Source organism: Saccharothrix sp. NRRL B-16348 (assembly GCF_001280085.1).
Taxonomy (GTDB): Bacteria; Actinomycetota; Actinomycetes; order Mycobacteriales; family Pseudonocardiaceae; genus Actinosynnema.
Window position 1 is genome coordinate 80,792 of the sequence record NZ_LGED01000208.1, and the last position, 21,428, is coordinate 102,219.

A 21,428-nucleotide genomic window follows, 5' to 3' on the forward strand; every position below is an offset into this window, starting at 1 on the left:
CGCGGCGCCTACCTCCGGGAGCGCGCGAAGGCGACGAACCGGTCGTTGGCCTCGGCCGTGCCGACGGTGACCCGCACGCCCCGCCCGTCCAGGCACGCCACCAGGATGCCCGCGGCCTTGGCGTCGGCGGTGAACGCGGCGCTGTCCTCCCCCAGCGGCAGCCACACGAAGTTGGCCTCGCTGTCGGGCGCGGTGTACCCGGCGTCGCGCAGCCCGGCGACCAGCCGGGCGCGCTGCGCGGCCACGTCGGCGCACCGCCGCGACAGCTCCTCGGTGACGTCCGGGTCGAGGGCGCGCAGCGCGGCGGCCTGGCCCAGGGAGTTGGTCAGGAACACCATGCCGGTCATCCGCGCGGCCATCACCCGGTCCGCGGGCAGCACCGCGTAGCCGACGCGCAGCGCGGCCAGGCCGTAGGCCTTGGAGAAGGTGCGCACCACGCACACGTTCGGGTGGTCGCGGTACAGGTCCAGCGCGTCGGGGAAGTCCGGGTCGGTGGCGAAGTGCCGGTAGGCCTCGTCGATCACCACTGGCACGTCGGCGGGCACGCGGCCGAGGAACTCGGCCAGCTCGGCGCGGCCCAGCGCGGACCCGGTGGGGTTGTTGGGGTTGCAGATCAGCACGCACCGGGTGGCATCGGTGACGGCGTCGGCCATCGCGCGCAGGTCGTGCCGGTAGCCGTCCATCGGCACGGGCACGCTCTTGGCGCCCGCGTTGGCGATGATCAGGGGGTAGCCCTCGAACGACAGCGCCGCGTGCACGACCTCCGGTTTCGGCCCGAACGACTGCACCAGGTGCTGCAGCAGCCCCGCCGAGCCCGGTCCGACGAGGACCGTCTCCGGGGTGACGCCCAGGTGCCGGGCCAGCCCGGCGGTGAGCGCCCCGGCCAGCCGGTCGGGGTAGCGGTTGAGCAGCGCCGCGCCCTCGGCGACCACCTGCCGCAGCGCGGGCAGCGGCGGGTGGGGCGTCTCGTTCATGGACAGGTCGTGCAGCCGGTCGGCGTCGACGGCGGTCATCGGACCTCGCTTCCCCTCGGGTCGACCGCGTGCGGGTCGTGGGCACGCCGGTCGGCGAGCACGCCCAGTTGGTAGAGCCGGTCGACGAACGTCAGCGGCCGGACGTCCGTGCCGGACATGTTGCCCGCGGTGCGCCGCAGCAGCCGGGGGTTGGCCGCGGTGCGGCGCATCATCCGCGCGCCGAGCAGCCGGGGTGCGCCGGACAGCGCGGTGATCATGCGGGCGGCGTTGTGGCTGACCTGCGCGATGTGGTCCAGGCTCGGCCGCCGGGCCGCCTCGTACGCCGCCAGCGCCTCGTCCACCGCCGGATCCCCGTCTCCCAGCGCTTCTCCCAGTGCCTCGGCCAGCGCCTCGGCGTCGGCCAGCGAGCTGTTGACGCCCTGCGCCGCCATCGGGTGCACGGCGTGCGCGGCCTCGCCGACCAGCGCCAGGCCGGGCACGGCCAGCCGTCCCGCCCGCAGCCGGGACACGCCGAACAGCTGCCGGCGGTGCAGGCTCGCCTCCAGCGCGGGCGCCAGCGGCGCGAGCGCGGGCACCTCGGCGAGCACGCCGTCGACCCAGCGGCCCAGCTCGGCCAACCCGGTGGCGCGGAACTCGTCCGGCGCGACCTGGACGTAGAGCCGGCAGCGGCGGCCGGGCAGCGGGTAGACCAGGCGCAGGCCGCGCGCGGTGCGGTAGGCCGTCACCTCGCCGGGCACGTCCACGTCGGCCACGTCGAAGGCCAGCAGCCGGTGCGGGTACTCGTCCCGGTCGACGGTGATCCCGGCGTCCTTGCGCAGCGCCGAGGACATGCCGTCGGCCGCCACGACCAACCGCGCGCGGACCTCGCCGCCGTCGGCCGCCACGCCCGCGACCCGTCCGCCATCGCGCAGCACCCCGCCCACGCGCACGCCGCGGACGATCTCCACGGTGTCGGGCAGCGAGCGGGTGATCGCCGCGCACAGGTCCTCGTAGGACGCGCACAGCACCTGCCGGTACGGGCCGGGCAGGGCACCGTACTCGACGGCCAGCAGCGCGGTGCCGTCGCCGTCGCGGATGGCCAGCCGGTCCACCGGGCGCGCGTCGGCGGCCCTCAGGTCGTCCAGGGCGCCCCAGTCGTCCAGCACGCGCACCGCGCCGGGCTGGAGGATCTCGCCCTTGGCGGTCGGCGCGGGGGTGCGCCTGCGGTCCAGCACCAGCACCCGCAGGCCGGTCGCGCCCAGCGCCCGTGCGGCGGCCAGCCCGCCCGCGCCCGCGCCGGACACCACGACGTCGACGGTCTCCGGCAGCGTCATCGGACGGCCGCCCGGTACTCGCCCAGCGCCTTGAGCGCCACGGCCTGCGTGACCACGCCGTTGGCGTAGCGCACGTGGTGGCGGATGTAGTTGCACACCCGCGTGGGCTCCCACCCGCCGTCGGGTGTGGCGACGGCCACCAGCCAGGCCACGCCCCGGTCCACCGCGTCCGCGCCCGTTCCCGCCGCCAGCAGCGCCTGGACCGCCCAGGAGGTCTCCTCGACCGAGCCCTCGGTCCCGTCGCCCGGGCCCCACGAGCCGTCGGGCAGCTGGGTGCGCAACAGCCACTCCACCGCCTTGCGCACGACCTCGTGCCCGCCGTGCCCGGCCCGCGCCAGCGCGCCGACCACGACGGCGGTCCCGGACGTGTGGTCGCGGTACCACAGGTTCTCGAACGTGCCGTCCGGGTTCTGCGCGGTGAGCAGCCACGCGACGGCGGAGGCCACGGCCGGGTCGTCGGCGGGGCGGCCCGCGTCCAGCAGGGCGTGGACGGCCTGGCTGGTGATCGCCGGGCACGGCCCGTCGTTGGCGAGCTTGGTGTCGCGGACCCACAGGCTCCACGAGCCGCGCGTGTCCTGCCGCCCGGTCAGCCACTCCAGCCCACCGCGCAGCTCGGCGTCCTCGGCGGCGCCGGGCAGCCCGGCCAGCGCGCTGAGGATCTCGGCCGACTCCAGCGTCACCGGCCAGCCGCGCCGGGTGGAGAAGCTCCAGCCGCCCGCCGGGACGTCGAGGACGGTGAACGGCTCGGTGGTGCGGGCGGCGTGCAGGAAGTCGCGGGCCGCGCGCAGCCGGGGGTCCCCTGCGTACCCGGCGGCGACCAGGCCGGTGGTGGCGTAGCCGGTGCGGGTCAGGTCGAGGTTGGCCACCGCGTCCCACGCGCCCTCGGGCCGGACCGCGGCGCGCAGCCAGCCCGCGATGGCGGCGGCGATGTCGGGTGCCTCGCCGGAGCGGGCCAGGCCGAGCAGCACCAGGGCGGCCGGCCACGGGTCCTCGCTGAGCGCCCCGGTGCGGCCCTCGTGCTCGTACACCGCGCGGACCAGTCGCAGCGCCGCCGGACGGGCCAGGCGCAGGGTGAACCGGCGCACCGGCCCCGTGGGCAGCAGGCCGTCCTGCATGAGCGCCAGGCCGACGAACGGCGCGGTGCGGAACGAGATCAGCCGCCGCCGCACCTTGTCGGCCAGCACGATCTCCAGCGGCAGCCGCCGCAGCGCACCCGCCTCGGCGGTCAGCCCGGCCAGGGTCAGGAACTGGCGGCACATCAGCGCGACCGCGCGGTCGGTCACCGCGTCCACGCCGCCCAGCGCGGCCAGCGCGGCACGCCCGGCGGTCACGGCCGTCGCGCCGCGCTCCGGGGAGACGATGTGCAGGGCGGCGGTGGCGATGGCGGTGGGCACGACCTCGCCGGGCGCGCCGTCCACCCCGCCCCAGGTGCCGTCGCCGTGCTGCCGGTCGCGCAGCCACGCCGCGCCGCCCTCGACCAGGTCGGCGTGGGCGACCGGGTCGGCGGCGTGCAGCGCCGTGATCGTGCCCGCGGTGCCCAGCACCGAGGCGGGCGGGTCGTCGGTGAACGCGCCGTCCGGGCGCTGCCGGGCCAGCAGCGCCTCCGCCCCGCGCTCCACGGCCCTCGCGACGTCGACCTGCGACACGGCTGTCATGTCTTGTCCTCCAACGGGATCAGGCGGCGCGGGCGGACCTCGGACGGCCGGGAGGTGCCCAGCTCGTGCCTGCCGCGCATCGCCGACTGCGTCCACCATGTCAGCGCGGCCAGCGGCAGGACCAGCCCCAGTTGCCAGCCGACGCCCAGGCCGAGGCCGACGACCGCCGAGGCGAGCACGAGCCGTTCGACCACCAGCACTTCGTGGCTCCGCAGCGCGACGACCACCGGCACGTCCGCGCGCCGCCGGACCAGGGGCGCCAGCGCGAGCACGCCCAGCGCGGCCACGACGGCCAGCGTCACCAGGTACGCCGTCCGGTCGCCGACCTCGGCCAGCAGCCCGCCCGCCACCGCCGCGCCGAGCACCGCCAGGTACAGCGCGAGGACCGTCCACACCGCGAAGGGCATGCCGCGGCGCACCGGCAGCGTGTCGTAGCCGCCCGCGCGGTCGCCGTCCACGTCGCGCAGCGTGCCGACCAGGTTGGACGTCGTGTCGTGCAGCCAGAACACCGCCGCCAGCGCCACCACCGCGGCGATCCCCGACGACGGCCACGTCCCGGCCACGCACACCCCGTACACCAGGGCGATCGCGCCGAGCGCGCCGCGCACCAGGTTGCCCGCGATGCCGCGCGCCTTGGCCCACCGGCTGTAGGCGACGATCCCGAACACGCCGAGCGCGGCGGCCAGCAGCGTCGGCCACCCGCCCAGCACGGCGATCGCCGCCACCACCAGCATGCACAGCACACCGCACGCCCGGGCGACGCGCGGGCTCAACCTCCCCGACGGGATCGGTCGGTGCGGTTTGCCGATGGCGTCCAGGTGCCGGTCGAAGTAGTCGCCCAGGTAGTGCCCGCCCAGCCAGCCCGCGGTGGGCGCGGCCCACGCCGCGAGCAGCCGCCACGGGTGCCCGGCCGCGCCGGCCAGGACCGCGCCACCGAGCCCAACCAGCCCGACGTACCAGAGCGTGTACGGGCGCCACGTCTCCACGTGCGCCCGGACCGCCGCGCCGAAGCCCACGTCCCGACCCTGGCCGGCCGGCGGTGCGCTCACCGCGCCCCGCTCGTGGTCCAGCGCGCGATGTCGGCCAGCGCGGTCGCGTGCGGCGACGGCGACAGCCCCGCCAGCCCGGCCAGCGCCCGCTCCACGTGGGACGCCATCCGCCGGTGTGCGCTCTGCACCGCGCCGGAGGCCGTCACCAGGTCCCGGACCCACCGCACGTCGCCCTCCTGTGCGGCACGGCGGCCCAGGACGTCCCGCAACTCCCGCCGATCGGCCTCGTCGGCCGCCTCGTAGGCCAGCAGCACCGGCAGCGTGGGCCGCCCGTTGAGCAGGTCGCTGTCAGCGGGCTTGCCGGTCTGCTCGGGCGTGGCGACGAAGGCCAGCAGGTCGTCGCGGATCTGGAACGCGATGCCGACGTTCTCGCCGTAGGAGGCCAGCATCGTGCCGGTGTCCGCGCCCGCGCCGCCCAGCGTCGCCCCGATGTAGCAGGCGGCCCGGAACAGCGCGCCGGTCTTGAGGCGCACCATCTCCTCGTACCAGCGCGCGCCCTCCTCCGGGTCGCCGACGAGGCGCGACTCCAGCACCTGGCCGCGGCACAGGTCGCGGCCGACCTCGGCCAGCTCGCCGACCGCCGCCACCACGCGCGCGGGCGAGGCCGACCACGGTTCGTCCACAAGGGACTCGAAGGCGCTGAAGATCAGGCCGTCACCCGCGACGATCGCGTTCGGGACTCCGTAGGCGGCGTGCACCGACGGCCGGCCGCGGCGCACGTCGTCACCGTCGATGATGTCGTCGTGCACCAGGGTCGCGGTGTGGACGTACTCCAGCGAGAGCACGGCCGCGGTGACGCGCAGCGGGTCGCCGCCGACGGCCTGCGCGGCGTGCAGCGCCATCAGCGGGCGCAGCAGCTTCCCCGCAGGCACCAGGGCGAACCGCGCCATGGAAGCCAGTTCGTCGGTCGTCTCCGGCCAACGGCGGCGCAGCTCCTCCTGGAGGAGCCGTCCCGACTCGCTGCGGGCCAGACCGTCGAGGAAAGTCCGATACTGCGGTGAGTCGGAAACGGTCATGCGCGTCCGCCCTTCGACAGGCGACAGGTTTGACGCTCAGCGTGACGGTAAGGCGCGGAGATTCGCCCGGCAAGAGGGCGATCAGCGCAACACCGCGCGGAACTCCATGAGCGCCAAGCCATCCGAGCCCGCGAACGTCCGCGCCGGCGCCAGTCCGACCGACGCGGCGAGCGCGTCGTGCGCCGCGCGGTCGCGCTCCCGGCCGCCCACCTCCACCAGCATCCGGAGGTCGAACGGCGACAGGTGCGGCACGTGCGGCTCGGTGGGCAGCACCTCGACCACGAGCACTCGTCCGTCCGGTCCTGCCGCTTCCGCGCAACGGCGCAGGATCGTCGCGGCGGAGGCGTCGTCCCAGTCGGTCAGCACGCGCGAGACGAGGTAGACGTCCGCGCCCGCGGGCAGCGGCTGGAAGAAGTCGCCCTCGACCGTCTCGACCCGGTCGCCCAATCCGTTCTCGGCGAACCGCGCCGCCGCCGTGGCCACCGGCTCCGCCCGGTCCACCAGCATCCCGCGCAGGTGCCCGTGCGCTGCCAGCAGCTCGGCCAGCAGCGCGCCCGACCCGCCGCCCACGTCGGCCACCAGCCCCACCTCCGGCCACGGGTAGAGCTTGGCCACCTGCGGCGCGGTGAACGCCTGGAGGCCGGCCATCAGCCGGTCGAAGTGCGCGCGGTACGCCGGAATCGTGTCCAGGTCGGACCAGAAGTCGAGGCCGTGCACCGACGCGTAGCCCGGTTGGCCCGTGCGCACCGCGTGCGGCAGGCCCAGCGCGGCCAGGTCCATCCGCGCCGGGAAGCCGTCCAGGTCGAGCCTCGTGCCGTAGCCGGTGTCGCCGCGGTCGCGGAGCAGTTCACCCAGTCCGGTCAACGCGAACACGTCCGGGGAGACCTCCGCGACCACGTCGCGGTGGACCAAGTGGCGCAACAACCGGCCGAGCGCGTCGCGGTCGGCGCCACAGCGCTCCGCCAGCGCGGTCAGGTCGGTGGTGCCGGCGGCGATCAGGTCGGGCACGCGGAGGGTGACCGCCGTGCGCACGGCCATCGGGGTGATCAGGTCGGTGAGCGCGTCCAAGCGCTCCCCTGCGTTCTCGGGCGCCATCGGCGCAGCGTCCCGAACCACACGACCGCAGTCAACCGTGGACCAATTCCCCTCCGTGGCACAGAATGGCCCGATGACGAGTGTGACCGCCCCGGAAATCCGCCTGGTGTCCGGCGCCCTCGGCGCGGAGATCAGCGGCATCGACCTGAACACGTTGACCGACGACCAGTTCGACCTGATCCGCGATCGGCTGCTGCGTCACCAGGTGGTGTTCCTGCGCGGTCAGCAGAACCTGACGCCTCGGGCGCACATCGACTTCGGGCGGCGCTTCGGCGAGGTGGAGCTGCACCCGTACCTGCCGCGGCTGGAGAGCCACCCGGAGATCGTCGTCATCGACTCGGAGGCCGGCGCGAAGGTCGACGTGTGGCACACGGACATGACCTTCCACGAGAGCCCGCCGATCGCGTCGGTGCTGCACCTGATCGACCTGCCGCCCACCGGCGGCGACACCATGTGGACCAACCAGTGCCTGGTGTACGAGTCCCTGTCGGCCCCGCTGCGCGACCTGGTGGACGGCCTGACCGCGATCCACACCATCCGGGTGGGCGACGAGTTCTCCAGCCGGGCCGAGCACCCGGTGGTGCGCGTGCACCCGGAGACCGGCCGCCGCTCGCTCTACGTCAACCGCCTCTTCACCTCGCACATCCCCCAGTTGTCGCGCAACGAGAGCGACGCCCTGCTGGAGTACCTGTTCCGGTTCTCCGAAGGTCCGCAGTTCACCTGCCGCTTCCGCTGGCAGCCCGGCGACGTGGCCATGTGGGACAACCGGGTGACGCAGCACTACGCCGTCAACGACTACCGCGAACGCCGCCGGGGCCAGCGCATCACGGTGCTGGGCGACGTGCCGACGGGCAACCCGCCGCGCTGGGAGCACTACGAGCCCGCGCCGGGTGAGCGGTACTGGCCCGACCGGGTCAACGCGGTGGAGAGCTACTGATCCTCCCGCCACACCACCGGGAACTCCTCGATGCCCCCGTTGATCCGGTCGTGGCGCCACGGCAGCTCCTCGACCGGGACCGCGGGCGCGAGGCCCGGAAGGCGGCGCAGCAGCGTCGCGATGGACAGCTCGACCTCCATCCGGGCCAGGGCCGTGCCCAGGCAGAAGTGCGGCCCGTAACCGAAGGCCAGGTGCGCCGTGCGGGGCACCCTGTCGATGTCGAACACGTTGGGGTCGTGGAAGACCCGGGGATCGCGGTTGGCCACCCACGGGACGGCCATGACGCGGTCCCCGGCGCTCATCGCGACGTCGCCGACGGTCACGTCCTCGGTGACGACCTGCACGCGGAACATGCTGCTGACTGCGGTGTACCGCAGGATCTCCTCCACCGCGGCGGGGATCTTCCCCGGTGACCGCACCAGGTCCGCCAGCTGCTCCGGGTGCTGGAACAGCACCCGCACGCCCGCGGCCGTCGAGCCGACCTCCAGGCCGCCGCGCAGCAACCCCATGGCCAGCACGATGATCTCCTCGTCGGACAGGCCGTGGTCGTCGCCCTCCAGCCACACCGACAACAGGTCGTCGCCGGGCTCGGCCCGCTTGGCGGCCATCTGCCCCGCCAGGTAGACCCACAGCGACTTCGCGGCCTCCATCGAGTTGTAGTCCACCACCGAGTTCAGGCCCGCGAGCCAGCCGTAGAACTGCTCGCGGTCGGCGGCCGGTACACCGATCACCTCGCAGATCACCAGCAGCGGCAAGGGCGCGACGAGGCCGCTGACCAGGTCGGCGGGCCGCGGTCCGGCGATCATCTCGTCCACCAGCTCGTCCACCAGTGCCTGCACGCGCGGGCGGTAGTGCGCCATGCGGCGACCGCCGAACGCGCGGCTGCCCACCCGGCGCACCGCCGCGTGCGCCGCGCCGTCCTGGTTGAGGTCGCGCAGCGGCGGGTGGTCCGGCGGCGGCTGGTGCAGCACCCGGCTGAACCGGGGGTCGGCCAGCACCTGGACGCACCCGGCGTAGTCCAGCACGAGCCAGGCGGGCTCCCCGTCGGGCAGCAGCACCCGGCTCACCGGGTCGGTCTCGATCATGCCGACCAGTTCCGGCGACAGCTCACCGGTGAACGGCTCGAAGGGGTACTGGCGCAGTTCGGGTGCGACGGCCACGGCGGATAACACTGCGCCCGAATCCCCTTTGCGTCAACGGATTCCGCACGACCTCAGCCCGGGGTTACCATGCCGGGTGCGCATTCTCATCTCGACGTGGGGCTGGCGTTCGCACTTCTACTGCCTGGTGCCGCTGGCGTGGGCGTTGCAGGCCGCCGGGCACGAGGTGCTGGTGGCCACCCAGCCGGGGCTGGCGCCGGTGGTGGACGAGGCCGGCCTGGTCGCCGTGCCGCTGGGACCGCACCTGGACTTCGAGGCCGTGTTCACCGACCGGATCGGCAAAGTCGGTGGCAGCACCGGCGACGGCACGCCCGATCCGGACGGTCCGGCGATCACCCCGGACGGCGGTGTGGTCCACATGGCCGACGCCTGGGTGGACGAACTGGTCGCGTTCGGACGGTCCTTCCGGCCGGACCTGGTCCTGTGGGAGCCGTTCAACCTCGCCGCGGCCGTGGCGGCGGCGGTGCTGGACGTGCCCGGCGCGCAGGTCCTGTGGGGGCCCGACCACGGCTCCACGCTGGCGTGGGACCACGACGGCGTCTTCGGTCCGATGGCACGGCGCTTCGGGATCACGCCGTCGGACGTGCGCCTGGCGGGCGGCCTGATGATCGACCCGGTGCCCGCGCCGCTCCAGGTGCCGCTGCCCGTGCCGAGCCTGCCGATGCGCTACCTGCCCTACAACGGCACCCACGTCCTCCCGCCGTGGCTGCACGAACCGCCGAGCCGGCCGCGCGTGTGCGTCACCGGTGGCACGGTCGCCGGGCCGGGACTGTCCGAGCGGGCCGATCTCGCGGACGTCATCCGCGCCGTGGCGGACCTCGGCGCGGACGTGGTCGTCGCCGTGGCCAAGGCCCACCGCGACGCGCTGCCGCCGTTGCCCGACATCGTGCGGGTGGCCGACGCGCCGCTCGCGCTGCGCCTGGCGCTGCCCGGCAGCGCGGCGTTCGTCCAGCACGGCGGTGCGGGCACGATGATGACCGCCCTCGTCCACGGCGTGCCGCAGCTGGTCCTGCCGCAGGTCGGCGACGAGCACTTCAACGCCGAACGCCTGCTGCTGTCCGGCGCGGGCCAGGTGCTGGAGGAGCCCGACGTCGCGTCGGTGCGCGACAGCGTCGCCGCGCTGATGGACGGTGGGCCGTGGCGTGAGGCCGCCGAGCTGCTGCGCGACCGCATCCACGCCATGCCCACGCCCGCCCAGGTGGTCGACCAGCTCGTCGCCTACGCCGAAGGAGGCCGCCCGTGATCCGCTTCCCGCTCCCGCCCGCGCCGTCGCTGCACCACCCGTCGCCGGAGTACGCGCGCCTGCGCGCCGAGGACCCGGTGCCGCGGGTGGAACTGCCCGACGGCACCCTCGCCTACCTCGCGACCCGGCACGCCGACGTCCGCACGGTCTTCAGCGACGCCAGGTTCAGCCGCGCCGCGGCCACCGGGCCGAAGGGGCCGGAGTGGGAGCTGGGGTCGCTGGCCGACGACTCGCTGCTGGGCATGGACCCGCCCCTGCACACCAAGGTCCGCCGCGTGGTCGGCAGCGCGTTCACCGCACGCCGCGTGGAGGACATGCGCGCGACGGTGGCCGGGCTCGTGGACGGCCTGATCGACCGCCTCGAGGAGGCCGGTCCCGGGGCGGACCTGAGCGCGCACGTGTCCGCGCCGCTGCCCATCGCCGTGATCAGCGGGTTGTTCGGCGTGGCCGACGAGGACCAGGACCGGGTCAAGGAGTGGTCGGACGCGCTGGTCGGCGATTGGCAGGCCGACCCCGGCCCGCCGCGCGCCGCGCTGGCCGCGTTCGGGGAGCTGATCGAGAAGCGGCGGGCGAACCCCGGCGACGACCTGATGAGCGCCCTGGTCGCCGCGTGGGACCGGGAGGACTCGCTGTCCGAGCGGGAACTCGTCTCGGTCACCGCCGGGCTGCTCGCCGGCGGCCACGAGTCGACCACCAACCAGATCAACCTGTTCGTCGCCGTGCTGTCCAGCCACCTCGACCAGCTCGCCGCCCTGCGCGGTGACGACCCGCGTGCCGTCGCGGTGGCCGTGGAGGAGCTGACCCGCTACATCCAGCTCGGCGAGAGCGGCATCCTGATGCCCAGGGTCACCATCGAGGACGTCGACCTGGGCGGCGTCCCGGTGCCGGCCGGCTCGGTCGTGCTGCCCGCCGTGGTGTCGGCCAACCGCGACGAGTCGGTGTTCCCGGACGCCGACCGGCTCGACCTGACCCGCTCCCCCAACCCGCACATCGCGTACGGCGCCGGCCCGCACCACTGCATCGGCGCTTCCCTGGCCCGCATGGAGCTTCAGGAGGCGTTGGGCGGCCTGCTGCGCCGGCTGCCCACCCTCAGGCTGGCGGTGCCGGAGTCGGAGCTGCGCCTCAAGCCCGGCCTGGTGGTCAGGAGCTTCCAGGAGCTGCCGGTGACGTGGGACCGATAGCGGGCGCCGTCGGGTCGAACGCGGCCGCCAACGCCACCTCCTCGACCGCGTGGAGCATCGTCTCCACCTGGTCGGTGGTGAGCACGGCCATGTCGAACACCATCTGGAGGTGGATCGTGCCGGGGCGGTCCTCGACGCTGATGAACAGCTGGTCGGGCATCGCGTCGAGGTGGCCGTCCCAGGACAGGAACGTCCGGGGCAGCTCGGCCCGCACCCGCTCCTCGGTGATCGGGTCGCCGTCGGCCAGCAGCTCCTCGGCGTCCGGACGGGTGCTGAACCGCAGGTCGCTGATGCGGCAGGTGACCGCGGCCGGGTGGCCGCGTTCGGCGTCGAGGCGGGCGACCAGGCGGTCGAGCTGGTCGGGGTCGTAGTAGGCGCGCATCCACGCGGCCGTCGCCGCCTGCCGGGTCCGCGCCACCACCTCGTCCACCGTGCCGCCCAAGTCCAGCGACACCACCGAGTTCTGGCTCAGCGTGCCGATCACGTCGGCGAAGCCGGGCCGGAACCGGTTGCTGACGATGACGTTGGTGGTGAGCGGGTCGACGCCGGTGGCGCGGCCGATCGCGATGGCCAGCACGGCCAGCAGCACGCGCGCGGTGTCGGTGCGGGTGCGGCGGGCGATGGCCAGCACCGCCAGGTGGGCGGCGGAGGAGCGGAACCGGCCGTGCCAGTAGCGGTGCCCGAGCCGTCCTTCCGGGTACTTCGGCTCCCCGAACGTCGCGCGCGGCAGGTGCCGGAGCCGTTCCTCCCAGTAGCGCATCGCGCCGTCGCTGGTGCGCCGCGCCTCGGGCGTCTGCTCGCGGCGCGCGAGGTCCAGCGCGGTGACGGCGTCGGGGTCCAACCGGCGGTCGGCCAGCTCGCCGACGCCCAGGCCGGTCATCAGCAGCAGCGTGCCCGTGCCGTCCGCGACGAGGTGGTTGACCGCGAACACCAGGTGCGCCGCCCGGCCGCGGTGCTCCAGCACCGCCAGCCGGACCAGCCACGGGGTGTGGCCGTCGAACGGGGTCATCATCCACTCGAACCAGATCTTGTGGCTGTGCCCCAGTACCTCGGCGGGGTCCACGTCGTCCTCGAAGGCGGTCACCTCGACGTCGATCTCGCCGGACTCCACGACCACCTGGCACGGCTCCCCGTCGTCGCCGACGCCGAGCCTCATCCGCAGCGCGGGGTGGCGGCACATCATGTCGCCCAGCCGGGCCGCCAACCCGTCGACGGTCACGCCCTCGGGCAGCGGGTGCGCGCCGCTGTTGTTGTGCGGCCAGCCGGTCGCGCGCATGTCGCGCATGATCGCCTTCTGGCCCCACGTCAGGGGCGCGGTGCCCGCGCCGGGTCCGGAGAACGTGACGGTGACGCGGCGCTCACGCATCGGCGCGCCCCAGGATCACGCTGACGTTGTGGCCGCCGAAGCCGAACGAGTTGGTCATGACGGTGCGCGCGGGCACGGCGAGGGCCTTGTCCCGGATGTGGTTCAGGTCGAGCGACGGGTCCGGGTCGTCCAGGTTGTGCGTCGGGGGCAGCAGCCCGTGCCGCAGCGCGGCGATGCCGATGGCCGCCTCCACCACGCCGGACGCGCCGAGCATGTGCCCGGTGACCCCCTTGGTCGAGCTCACCGGCGGCATGGCGGCGCCGAACACCGTCGTGATGGCCTTGGCCTCCGCGGCGTCACCGGCTTTGGTGGCGGTGCCGTGCGCGTTGAGGTAGTCGACGTCCGCGGTGGTCAGGCCCGCGTCGCGCAGCGCGATCTCCATGCCGGCCGCGGCGCTGGAGCCGTCCGGGCGTGGCGTGGTGGGGTGGTAGGCGTCGGTCGTCGCGCCCCAGCCCAGCACGTCGGCGTGGACGGACGCGCCGCGGGCCCGCGCGAACCCCGGCCGTTCCAGCACCAGCACGCCCGCGCCCTCGCCGAGCACCAGGCCGTTGCGGCGGCGGTCGAACGGGCGGCTCGCGGTCGTCGGGTCGGGCCAGCCCCTGGCCAGGGCCAGGGCGTTGCCGAAGGCGTCCACGAGGGTCGGGAACAGCGGCGCCTCCGAGCAGCCGCACACCACCACGTCCGCCTCGCCGGCGCGCAGGATGCGCAGCGCCTCCCCGATGGACTGGCCGCCGGCCGCGCAGGCCGTGCCGACCGACGAGGTGTAGCCGCGGACGCCGAACTTGATCGCGGTGCGCGCGGCGGCCATGTTCGGCAGCACGCCGGGCAGCATGAACGGGCTGACGCCCAGCCGTCCCCGCTGCGACCGCCGCACCGCCTGGTCGGCCAGGGTTTCCAGCCCGCCGACGCCCGACACCACGACCGCGACCCGGTAGGGGTCCACGTCACGGCCCACTTCGAGGCCCGCGTCCGCCAACGCGTCTTCGGCAGCCCGCAGCGCCATCACGATCGAGCGGTCCACGAACCGGGCGTCCTTGGCCGGGATCACGCTGTCCGCGGCGATCGGCGGTGCGAACGCCGCGACGTCCACGACGCCGTGCAGCACGTGGTCCTCCGGCGGCGCGGACAGCCCGGAACGGCCCGCGCAGACGGCGTCGAACACCTCGCCCACCGCCGTGCCGACCGGCGTGACGAGCCCGATGCCGGTGACGGCGGCCCGCGCGGTCACGTCGCGGCCGAGGTGCTGATCCGCTGGGCGACAACGGCGCAGAACTCGCCGACGGTCAGGCCGGCGAAGGCCTCGGCCTCGTCGGCCTCGAAGCGCACCCCGTACTCGTCCTCCACCCGCAGGGCGAGTTCGGCCAGGGCCAGCGACTCCAGGTCGGCGCCCGCGGGGCCGAGCACGGTGTCCTCGCCGATCTCGTCGGTGCTGTACTTCATCTCGGCGAGCGACTCCAGCAGGAAGTCGCGGATCTCAGCGGTCATGGTCCACGCGCCCTTTCCCGGCCGGTGATGGGAGATTTTTTGCCCATCGGGTCCTGGCCGTCAAGCAACCGTTCGCCCGAACCGGCGCTATGGACCGCGCTCGCTTCGGGACCGCAGAATGTGCGGCATGGCGACGACCGCGCTGGACCTGGTGACCGGCGTCGGCGCGCCGCCGGTCTCGGCCGCCGTCGTGCCGCCCGGCGGTGGCGCGTTGAGCTACGGCGAGCTGTCCGACCTGGTGGATCAGGTCGGAACAGCGATGCGGCACAACGACAAGGCCCTCGTGCTGTGCGCGGGCGACCGCGACCTGCCCACGGTGCTGGCCTATCTCGCCGCACTGCGGTTGGGCCACACGGTCGCATTCCTTCCCGCGACCACCGAGGTGCTGTCCGCCTACCGGCCGGATTTCGTCGTCCCGGCGCCCGGCGCGCACGACGACCTGACCGCCGCCGGCTACCGGCCGACCGGCGGATCCCCGGTCGGCGCCACGATCTTCCGCCGCGCCTCCGCCGGCCCGCACGCCCCGATCTCCGACGAGACGGCCCTCCTGCTCATGACTTCGGGGACTACGGGCAGCCCGAAGGCGGTCCGGCTCTCCTACTCGGCGATCGCCGACAACTCCCGGGCCATCGTGGACGCCCTGGGCATCACCGCGGCCGAGCGCGCCGCCACCACGTTGCCGATCACCCACGCCTACGGGCTCTCCGTGCTCAACAGCCACCTGATCGCCGGGGCGAGCGTCGTGCTGTCCGACAGCCCGCCGTTGGCGCTCGCGACGTGGGACCGGCTGGCCCGTACCGGCGTGACGTCGTTGGCGGCCGTGCCGACCACCTACGCGGCGTTCGGGCCGTCGCACGTGAACCTCCTGGGGCGCACGGCGATCCGCACGATGACCCAGGCGGGCGCACGGCTGGCCGACGACCTGACCACCCGGCTGGCGCGGATGATGCAACGGCGCGGCGGCCGGTTCTTCACGATGTACGGGCAGACCGAGGCGACGTCCCGGATGGCCGTGCTCGACCCGGCCGACCTGCCCGAGCGCCTCGGTTCGGTCGGCCGGGCCGTGCCCGGCGGCGTCTTCACCATCGCCCCCGGCCCGCCGCACGCCCGGGCCGTCCCGGGCGAGGGCGCGGTGCGCTACCGGGGGCCCGGCGTGATGCTGGGCTACGCGTCCTGCCGGGAGGACCTGGCCCGGGGCGCCGAAGTGGACGTGCTCGACACCGGCGACCTCGGCTACCTGCGTGACGGCTACCTGTACCTGACCGGCCGCACCAAGCGCATCGCCAAGGTGCTCGGCGTCCGCACGAGCCTGGACGACCTGGAGCGTTCGGTGGAACGACCGGGGCACCCCACCGCGGTGCTCGCCGGCGCCGACGACGTGGTCTACCTCGTCGGCGCCGGCGACGCCGCCGTTCACGAGCAGCAGCGACGGCAATTGGCCGATTCGCTCGGCGTGCCGAGCCGGCACGTTGTCCTCCGGCAGGTCGACCGACTACCGCGCACCCCTGGCGGGAAGGTCGACTACCGGGCACTGGCCGAAGTCATCGGGAGGTCCGACGGTGGAGCTGAGCAGTTGGCGTCGACTGTCCGACCGGGGACCTGAACTGGTGCTGTGCCTCGACTTCCCCGGCGGGAGGGCGTCGGCGGGCTTCCCCGACCTGGCGGCCTCGTCGACCGTCGACGCCTCTTTCCTCCAGGTGGGACGGATCGGCGCGGGCCCGCTGGACGAGGCGGTCGCCCGCTGGACGGACGAGGCCCTGGCGGGTGGCGGCACCGTCCGCGCCGTCCTGGGCTACTGCGCCGGCGCGTCGCTGGCCACCTGCGTGGCCGACGCGGTGGCCGAACGGCAACCGGCGCCGAGGGTCCTGCTGTTCGACGCCGCGCGGCCCGGCGCGGGCTCCCTGGCGGGCGAGTTCAGCGGCATCGTCGACGCCTCCGCCGAGCACCTGACCGAGCAGGAGCGGGAGGACGCCCGAACCCTCGCCGACACCCTGGTCGAGGAGCACCCCGACGACCTACCCCGCGTGGCCGACGCCCTGGCCGCGCGCTACGACGACCTGATGCGGTCGGTCGCCACCCGCCTGTCGCTCGACGACTACTTCCGCGGCGAACTGGTCAAGGGCTTCCGCACCTACCTGGACTACCTGCTCCTGGCCGCCGCGGGCCGCTTCGAGCTGAAGGCGGGCGAGCCCCTGTTCGTGCACTCCCGGGACTACCCGCTGCCGGTGGACGGCGACGTCCACCTGACCGTGTTCGACGTGGAGCACGAGGAGCTGCTGCGCGATGACCAGGTCCGCGCCCACGTCACCGCCCACCTGAAAGGAGTGCGGGCATGACCCCGTCCCGGGTGACCGAGCTGCTGCAGTCGTACCCCGGCGTCGACCGGGTCGAGGTGGCGGTCGTGCGCCACGACGGACGTGACGTCGTCGTGGCCGCCGTGCAGCCCACCGAGTACCTGAGCGGCACGGTGCTGCGCAACCACGTCCGGCAGCAGGTGGACGGCCGGGTCGGCGTGCTGGTCGTGGACTCCCTGCCGGTGACCCCCGACGACCTCGCCGCCGCCCTGGTGGACGGCCGCTGCACCCTGTTCGAGGACCCGCGGGACGACGTCGAGCGCCGCGTCGCCGCCATCTGGGCGGAGCAGCTCGACGTGCGCGCCGTGGGCGCCACCGACGACTTCCTGGAGCTGGGCGGCGACTCGCTCTCCGCCCTGGGCATCATCTCCGCCGTCGAGGCCGAGTTCGACCACCCCGTCGACGTCTACGAGTTCATGACCGCGTCCAGCGTGCGCGGCCTGGCGGAAGTCCTCCGACAACGATGAACCTCCCCGTGCGCCGGCGGATCGCCGACATCGCCCACGACGCGCCCGACCGCCCCGCCCTGATCGGCTTCGACGCCGACCTGGCGGAGGTGGCGCTGTCGTGGCGGGAGTTCGCCGACCGCGTGGCGGAGGCCGCGAGCCGGACCACCGGCCCGTACGCCGTCGTGGAGGCCGCCAACACCGTGGACGCGGCCGTCGCCATCGCCGCGGCCCTGGCGGCCGAGGTGCCGGTGTTCCCGCTCGACCCGGCGACACCACCTCCCGAACGAGACGTCCTGCTGTCACAGCTGAAGTCCCGTTTCGGCCAGGAGGACCACGGCGTCGCCTACCTCCTGGCGACCGGAGCGAGCACGGGCATCCCCAAGATCGCCGCCCGCCCGGGCCCGCTGCGCTACGACTCGCGCAGAACACCGTCGTTGGTCATCCGGCAGACGGGGTGGCGCACCGGCCAACGGCACCTGATCGTCGGCCCCCTCTACCACGCCGCGCCGTTCACGTCGTTCGTGGACGCGATCCTCGACGCCAACACCGTTGTGCTGCAACGGTTCTTCGCGCCGCAGTGGACTGTCGACCTGATCCGCGAGCACGGCGTCGAGTGGGCGCAACTGACACCCACGCACATGCGCGAGATCCTCTCGACCGCCCCGGACCCGGCCCACTTCGACAGCCTGCGCGCCGTCCTCCACACCGCCGCCAAGTGCGACGACGCCACCAAACGCGGCTGGCTCGACCTACTGGGCCCCCAGCGGGTCTTCGAGCTGTACGGCGCGACCGAGGGCATCGGCGTGACCCTGGCCCGCGGCGACGAATGGCTGTCCCACCCCGGCACGGTCGGCCGCGGGGTCCTCACCCGGATCCGCATCCAGGACGACACCGGACGCCCGACCCCGCCGGGCACCCCCGGCACCGTCTACCTGCGCACCCCGGACGCGATCACCCGCGCCGACTACCTGGACCACAGGACCGTCCGCACCACCCCGGACGGCTTCGCCACCGTGGGCGACCGCGGCAGGCTCGACGACGACGGCTACCTCTACCTGGAACCGCGCGCGCACGACACGATCAACGTGGGCGGCGAGAAGGTGGACCCCGACGAGGTGGAGGCGGCACTGCGCCACCACCACGCGGTGCTCGACGCGGTGGCGCTGGCCGTCCCCCACGACACCCTCGGCTCGGTGGTGGGCGTGCACGTGGTCCTGCGCCCGGACACGACGGTCCGCCGAGCCGAGTTGGCCGCGCACTGCGGGCGCCTGCTCGCGGGCTACAAGATCCCCAAGCACTTCACCTTCGTCGACCGACTCCCGCGCACGGCGGCCGGAAAGGTCCAGCGCCGGCGCCTGTACCCCGACTCCGAGGGCGGTGCACCACCCCGATGACCACACCCGTCGACACCGACTACCACCGCCCTCGCGACCCGGTCGAGCTGTGGCTGTCCCGCGTCTGGCAGGACGTCCTCGGCTTCGGCGTGGGCATCAGGGAGAACTTCTTCGGCATAGGCGGCAACTCCCTGGACGCGGCCCGCGTGATCAACGCGGTGCTGACCGAACTGGACGTCCGCCTGCCCCTGAACGTCATGACCGAACACCCCACGGTCGAATCGCTCGCCGCGACCCTGCGCGAGCACAACGGTCGCCTGGCAGGCCCTCTGGTGCCCGTCCAGAACGGCGGCGGCATCCCGTTGTTCCTGATCCACCCCGACGACGGCCAGGTGGCCCGCTACGCCCGACTCGCGCAGGACATCGGCGAGGACCACGCGGTGCACGGCCTTCAGGCGCCCGGCCTGTACGGCGACACGGCGCCCGTCGACTCGGTGCCGGCGCTGGCCCGTGCCTACGCCGACGAGATCCGGGCCGCTCACCCGTCCGGCCCCTACGTCTTGGGCGGCGCGGGCGCGGGCGCGGTGATCGCCTTCGAAGTCGCCGCCCTGCTTCCGGACGTGCGCCTGATCGCCGACCTCGACCCCGGCCTGGTCGAGGCGGGAACCCCCGACATCGCCGACCCGGAGCAGGCGCTGGCGGGCTGGAAGGCACGCGACCTGGTCCCGTCCGACACGACACCGGAGTTCGTGGCGCGGGTGACGCGAGTGCGCGAGGCGTTGGTCGTGGCCGTCGCCGCTTGGCGGCCGTCGCCGTCGACCGCTCCGGTCGACGTCTTCGGCGAGACGGCGAACACCTGGCCCGACGACGTCACCGTCCGCCGACACCGGGCGGCCGACCTGACGGCGGCGCTGCGAACGGCACTGCGGTGAACGCGCCCACCCAGCCCCGGAAACGACGGGTGCGCCTGACCGCCGTGCGCACGGAGGCGGTCGGGTTCGCCGGCCTGAGCCACCGCGAAGGACCGCTGACCCTCGGGCAGCTGAACATCGTGCGCTGGCTGATCCGGACCCCGGACCACTTCCACGCCACCCTGGCCGTGGACATGCCGGTGCCCCCGGGTGCTCACGTGCCGGACGTGACCGCCGCCCTGGCCGTCCTGGTGGCCCGCCACGAGGGCCTGCGCACCTCGTACTCGGGCCGTGAGGACCCCCGTCAGACCGTGGCGGCGTCCGGGGCGGTCCCGGTGGTCGTCTGCTCCCTGGGCGAAGGCACGTGGGACGAATCCGACCAGCCCGCGGCGTCGTCGGCGCTCCTTCGCTGGCTCCAGGACACCCCGGACGGCACGCGGCCCGCGGTGCGCCTGGTGGTGGCGGTGGCCCCGGAGCGGGACGACCTGGTGGTGGCCTGCGCCGCCGAGTTCTCCCACCTGGCCGTGGACCGGGCGGCGATCGAGGTGCTCAAGCACGAGTTCCGGGAACTCATCGCCACCCCGTCCCTCCGCGAGGTCGGCCCACCGCGTCGCCAACCGCTGGACCAGGCGGAGATCGAGGCCACCCCGCTGGAACAACGCCGGGCACGGGCGGCGCTCGCCTACCTCGACTCGATGTCCCGCCGCACCCCCCGCACGCTCTACCTGCTCCCCGGCGCCCGCGCCACCGGCGAGTCGCTGGCGGTGGAGATGTCGTCCCCGGCGGTGGGGCGGGCGCTGCGCCGGATCGCCGCCCGCACCAGGACGAGCCGCTCCAGCGTCGTCCTGGCGGCGATCAGCGCCATCCTGTCCCACCGCACCGGCCACCGGGAGCTGATCCTGCCCCTGCTGTCGGGCAACCGCTTCGACCGCGCCCTGACCGGGTACGTGGGCACCCTGGCCCAGGGCTGCCTGGCCGCCGTGGACGTGGCGGACCACGACTTCGACGCCTTGGTCAAGCACACCTGGACGGCCGTCCTGGAGTCCAGCAGGCACGGCCGTTACGACGCCGCGGCCCGGGCGGCGTCGGACGGGCGGATCGAGCACGAACGCGGCCTGGTGTTCGACTACGACCCGCTGTTCAACAGCACGGTGCCGGAGTCGTGGTTCGGCCCCAACACCCCCTTCACCCGCCAAGCCCCCGCACCTCCCACCCTCGACGAGACGACGATCCGCTGGCGCCCGACCCCTCGCAACGGCACCCCGCTGCGCTTCGGCCTGACCAGCGTCGAGCCCCACCTGGTCCTGGACGTCTGGACCGCCGACACCGGCCTGGTTCCTCGGGAGGAGGTCGAGTCCCTGCTCGCGGCGGTCGAGCGCCTGCTCCTCGCCGCGGCCCACGGGGACCTGACCCCCGCGCGGCAGCGGGAAGCGATAGCCCTGCCGCCCATCACCCGCCCCGACAACTGGCACTTCGTGGACAACTGCTGGGTGGACCTGACCGAGGTACAGGCACTGCTGGACGACGCACTGGCACCGTCCACCAGCCGAATCCTGCCCGCCGAGAACGGCACACCCCTGGTGGCCCACCTGACCGCCACCCCCGAGATCCGCACACCGGAAGACGCCCACACCCGTTGCATGGCCGCGCTCCCCCGCTACCCCGCGGCCCTGACGCCACGCCGCTACGTGCTCCACGGGTCCGCTCTCACCGAGCCACCGCTGACCTCCGGCACCGGCCGCTGACACCGCCCTGCCGTTGAGCGAACACCGGTCGTAGCGAGCGCCGACACGCTGGTGCGTCTCCTCGAGTAGGGAAAAAGCGGCGCTGGTCAACCCCGCGTTCCGAGCCGCACCGGGTGATGTGGCTGCCCGGCGGGGTGAACCGTGGCCCGGCCGGTGGCGCG

At 74.3% G+C, this 21,428-nt stretch carries 19 protein-coding genes; 9 read left to right on the top strand and 10 right to left on the bottom strand.

Annotation, left to right across the window (positions count from 1 at the left end):
* Positions 1–8: 8 nt before the first annotated feature.
* The 6 genes from ADK67_RS25570 to ADK67_RS25595 all read right to left on the bottom strand — a co-directional run bounded on the left by ADK67_RS25570 (position 9) and on the right by ADK67_RS25595 (position 7,102).
* Complete coding sequence (locus tag ADK67_RS25570; RefSeq protein ID WP_053719039.1) at positions 9–1,013, bottom strand: histidinol-phosphate transaminase; 1,005 nt, start codon at positions 1,011–1,013, stop codon at positions 9–11.
* Positions 1,010–2,287 carry an FAD-dependent oxidoreductase gene (locus ADK67_RS25575; RefSeq protein ID WP_053719040.1) on the bottom strand — a complete coding sequence of 426 codons (1,278 nt, stop codon included), beginning with the start codon at positions 2,285–2,287 and terminating at the stop codon, positions 1,010–1,012. The genes ADK67_RS25570 and ADK67_RS25575 overlap by 4 nt, the downstream gene beginning before the upstream one ends.
* A complete protein-coding gene (locus ADK67_RS25580; protein ID WP_053719041.1) occupies positions 2,284–3,942 on the bottom strand; it encodes a prenyltransferase/squalene oxidase repeat-containing protein in 1,659 nt (552 codons plus the stop codon). The genes ADK67_RS25575 and ADK67_RS25580 overlap by 4 nt, the downstream gene beginning before the upstream one ends.
* Positions 3,939–4,991: a UbiA family prenyltransferase gene (locus ADK67_RS25585; RefSeq protein WP_063797723.1), complete on the bottom strand. Its 1,053-nt coding sequence runs from the start codon at positions 4,989–4,991 to the stop codon at positions 3,939–3,941. Before ADK67_RS25585 ends, ADK67_RS25580 begins: the two co-directional genes overlap by 4 nt.
* A complete protein-coding gene (locus tag ADK67_RS25590; protein ID WP_053719042.1) occupies positions 4,988–6,007 on the bottom strand; it encodes a polyprenyl synthetase family protein in 1,020 nt (339 codons plus the stop codon). Before ADK67_RS25590 ends, ADK67_RS25585 begins: the two co-directional genes overlap by 4 nt.
* Positions 6,008–6,088: 81 nt before the next feature.
* Positions 6,089–7,102 carry a methyltransferase gene (locus ADK67_RS25595; protein ID WP_053719043.1) on the bottom strand — a complete coding sequence of 338 codons (1,014 nt, stop codon included), beginning with the start codon at positions 7,100–7,102 and terminating at the stop codon, positions 6,089–6,091.
* A 73-nt stretch (positions 7,103–7,175) separates the two neighbouring features.
* Here ADK67_RS25595 and ADK67_RS25600 point away from each other — a divergent pair, with 73 nt between their 5' ends.
* Positions 7,176–8,039, top strand: a complete 864-nt coding sequence (locus ADK67_RS25600; protein WP_053719044.1) for a TauD/TfdA dioxygenase family protein — start codon at positions 7,176–7,178, stop codon at positions 8,037–8,039.
* Here ADK67_RS25600 and ADK67_RS25605 read toward each other — a convergent pair.
* On the bottom strand, positions 8,033–9,199 hold the full coding sequence (locus ADK67_RS25605) for a cytochrome P450 (protein WP_197289606.1): 1,167 nt from the start codon (positions 9,197–9,199) through the stop codon (positions 8,033–8,035). The two genes, ADK67_RS25600 and ADK67_RS25605, sit on opposite strands and share 7 nt — an antisense overlap.
* A gap of 76 nt (positions 9,200–9,275) precedes the next feature.
* Here ADK67_RS25605 and ADK67_RS25610 point away from each other — a divergent pair, with 76 nt between their 5' ends.
* Together ADK67_RS25610 and ADK67_RS25615 are read left to right on the top strand one after the other, a co-directional pair.
* Positions 9,276–10,442: a nucleotide disphospho-sugar-binding domain-containing protein gene (locus ADK67_RS25610; RefSeq protein WP_197289607.1), complete on the top strand. Its 1,167-nt coding sequence runs from the start codon at positions 9,276–9,278 to the stop codon at positions 10,440–10,442.
* Entirely contained in the window at positions 10,439–11,623 is a 1,185-nt protein-coding gene (locus tag ADK67_RS25615) for a cytochrome P450 (protein ID WP_053719046.1), read from the top strand. Before ADK67_RS25610 ends, ADK67_RS25615 begins: the two co-directional genes overlap by 4 nt.
* Here the strand turns inward: ADK67_RS25615 and ADK67_RS25620 are convergent.
* The 3 genes from ADK67_RS25620 to ADK67_RS25630 are packed head-to-tail and all read right to left on the bottom strand — an operon-like array spanning position 11,583 to position 14,474.
* Positions 11,583–12,989 (bottom strand): condensation domain-containing protein, encoded by a 1,407-nt coding sequence (locus ADK67_RS25620; RefSeq protein ID WP_053719047.1) that lies wholly within the window; start codon positions 12,987–12,989, stop codon positions 11,583–11,585. The two genes, ADK67_RS25615 and ADK67_RS25620, sit on opposite strands and share 41 nt — an antisense overlap.
* Positions 12,982–14,217: a beta-ketoacyl-[acyl-carrier-protein] synthase family protein gene (locus ADK67_RS25625; RefSeq protein WP_053719048.1), complete on the bottom strand. Its 1,236-nt coding sequence runs from the start codon at positions 14,215–14,217 to the stop codon at positions 12,982–12,984. The genes ADK67_RS25620 and ADK67_RS25625 overlap by 8 nt, the downstream gene beginning before the upstream one ends.
* Positions 14,214–14,474, bottom strand: coding sequence for an acyl carrier protein (locus ADK67_RS25630; RefSeq protein WP_053719049.1), 261 nt, complete (start codon positions 14,472–14,474; stop codon positions 14,214–14,216). Before ADK67_RS25630 ends, ADK67_RS25625 begins: the two co-directional genes overlap by 4 nt.
* Positions 14,475–14,601: 127 nt before the next feature.
* On the opposite strand from ADK67_RS25630, the gene ADK67_RS25635 reads away from it, so the two are divergent.
* The 6 genes from ADK67_RS25635 to ADK67_RS25660 are packed head-to-tail and all read left to right on the top strand — an operon-like array spanning position 14,602 to position 21,267.
* Positions 14,602–16,077, top strand: coding sequence for an AMP-binding protein (locus tag ADK67_RS25635; RefSeq protein WP_053719050.1), 1,476 nt, complete (start codon positions 14,602–14,604; stop codon positions 16,075–16,077).
* On the top strand, positions 16,034–16,810 hold the full coding sequence (locus ADK67_RS25640; RefSeq protein WP_157620827.1) for a hypothetical protein: 777 nt from the start codon (positions 16,034–16,036) through the stop codon (positions 16,808–16,810). Before ADK67_RS25635 ends, ADK67_RS25640 begins: the two co-directional genes overlap by 44 nt.
* Positions 16,807–17,295 (top strand): phosphopantetheine-binding protein, encoded by a 489-nt coding sequence (locus ADK67_RS25645; protein WP_053719052.1) that lies wholly within the window; start codon positions 16,807–16,809, stop codon positions 17,293–17,295. Before ADK67_RS25640 ends, ADK67_RS25645 begins: the two co-directional genes overlap by 4 nt.
* Entirely contained in the window at positions 17,292–18,671 is a 1,380-nt protein-coding gene (locus tag ADK67_RS25650) for an AMP-binding protein (protein ID WP_053719053.1), read from the top strand. Before ADK67_RS25645 ends, ADK67_RS25650 begins: the two co-directional genes overlap by 4 nt.
* The gene (locus ADK67_RS25655; protein WP_053719054.1) at positions 18,668–19,543 is read left to right on the top strand and encodes a thioesterase domain-containing protein; all 876 of its coding nucleotides are present in this window, start codon (positions 18,668–18,670) and stop codon (positions 19,541–19,543) included. Before ADK67_RS25650 ends, ADK67_RS25655 begins: the two co-directional genes overlap by 4 nt.
* A complete protein-coding gene (locus tag ADK67_RS25660; RefSeq protein ID WP_157620828.1) occupies positions 19,540–21,267 on the top strand; it encodes a condensation domain-containing protein in 1,728 nt (575 codons plus the stop codon). Before ADK67_RS25655 ends, ADK67_RS25660 begins: the two co-directional genes overlap by 4 nt.
* The last annotated feature ends 161 nt before the right edge of the window (positions 21,268–21,428 follow it).

Coding starts and splice junctions, on each gene's coding strand:
- ADK67_RS25570 (WP_053719039.1), bottom strand. CDS start 1,013: ATGACCGCCGTCGACGCCGACCGGCTGCACGACCTGTCCATGAACGAG.
- ADK67_RS25575 (WP_053719040.1), bottom strand. CDS start 2,287: ATGACGCTGCCGGAGACCGTCGACGTCGTGGTGTCCGGCGCGGGCGCG.
- ADK67_RS25580 (WP_053719041.1), bottom strand. CDS start 3,942: ATGACAGCCGTGTCGCAGGTCGACGTCGCGAGGGCCGTGGAGCGCGGG.
- ADK67_RS25590 (WP_053719042.1), bottom strand. CDS start 6,007: ATGACCGTTTCCGACTCACCGCAGTATCGGACTTTCCTCGACGGTCTG.
- ADK67_RS25595 (WP_053719043.1), bottom strand. CDS start 7,102: ATGGCGCCCGAGAACGCAGGGGAGCGCTTGGACGCGCTCACCGACCTG.
- ADK67_RS25600 (WP_053719044.1), top strand. CDS start 7,176: ATGACGAGTGTGACCGCCCCGGAAATCCGCCTGGTGTCCGGCGCCCTC.
- ADK67_RS25620 (WP_053719047.1), bottom strand. CDS start 12,989: ATGCGTGAGCGCCGCGTCACCGTCACGTTCTCCGGACCCGGCGCGGGC.
- ADK67_RS25630 (WP_053719049.1), bottom strand. CDS start 14,474: ATGACCGCTGAGATCCGCGACTTCCTGCTGGAGTCGCTCGCCGAGATG.
- ADK67_RS25635 (WP_053719050.1), top strand. CDS start 14,602: ATGGCGACGACCGCGCTGGACCTGGTGACCGGCGTCGGCGCGCCGCCG.
- ADK67_RS25645 (WP_053719052.1), top strand. CDS start 16,807: ATGACCCCGTCCCGGGTGACCGAGCTGCTGCAGTCGTACCCCGGCGTC.
- ADK67_RS25650 (WP_053719053.1), top strand. CDS start 17,292: ATGAACCTCCCCGTGCGCCGGCGGATCGCCGACATCGCCCACGACGCG.
- ADK67_RS25655 (WP_053719054.1), top strand. CDS start 18,668: ATGACCACACCCGTCGACACCGACTACCACCGCCCTCGCGACCCGGTC.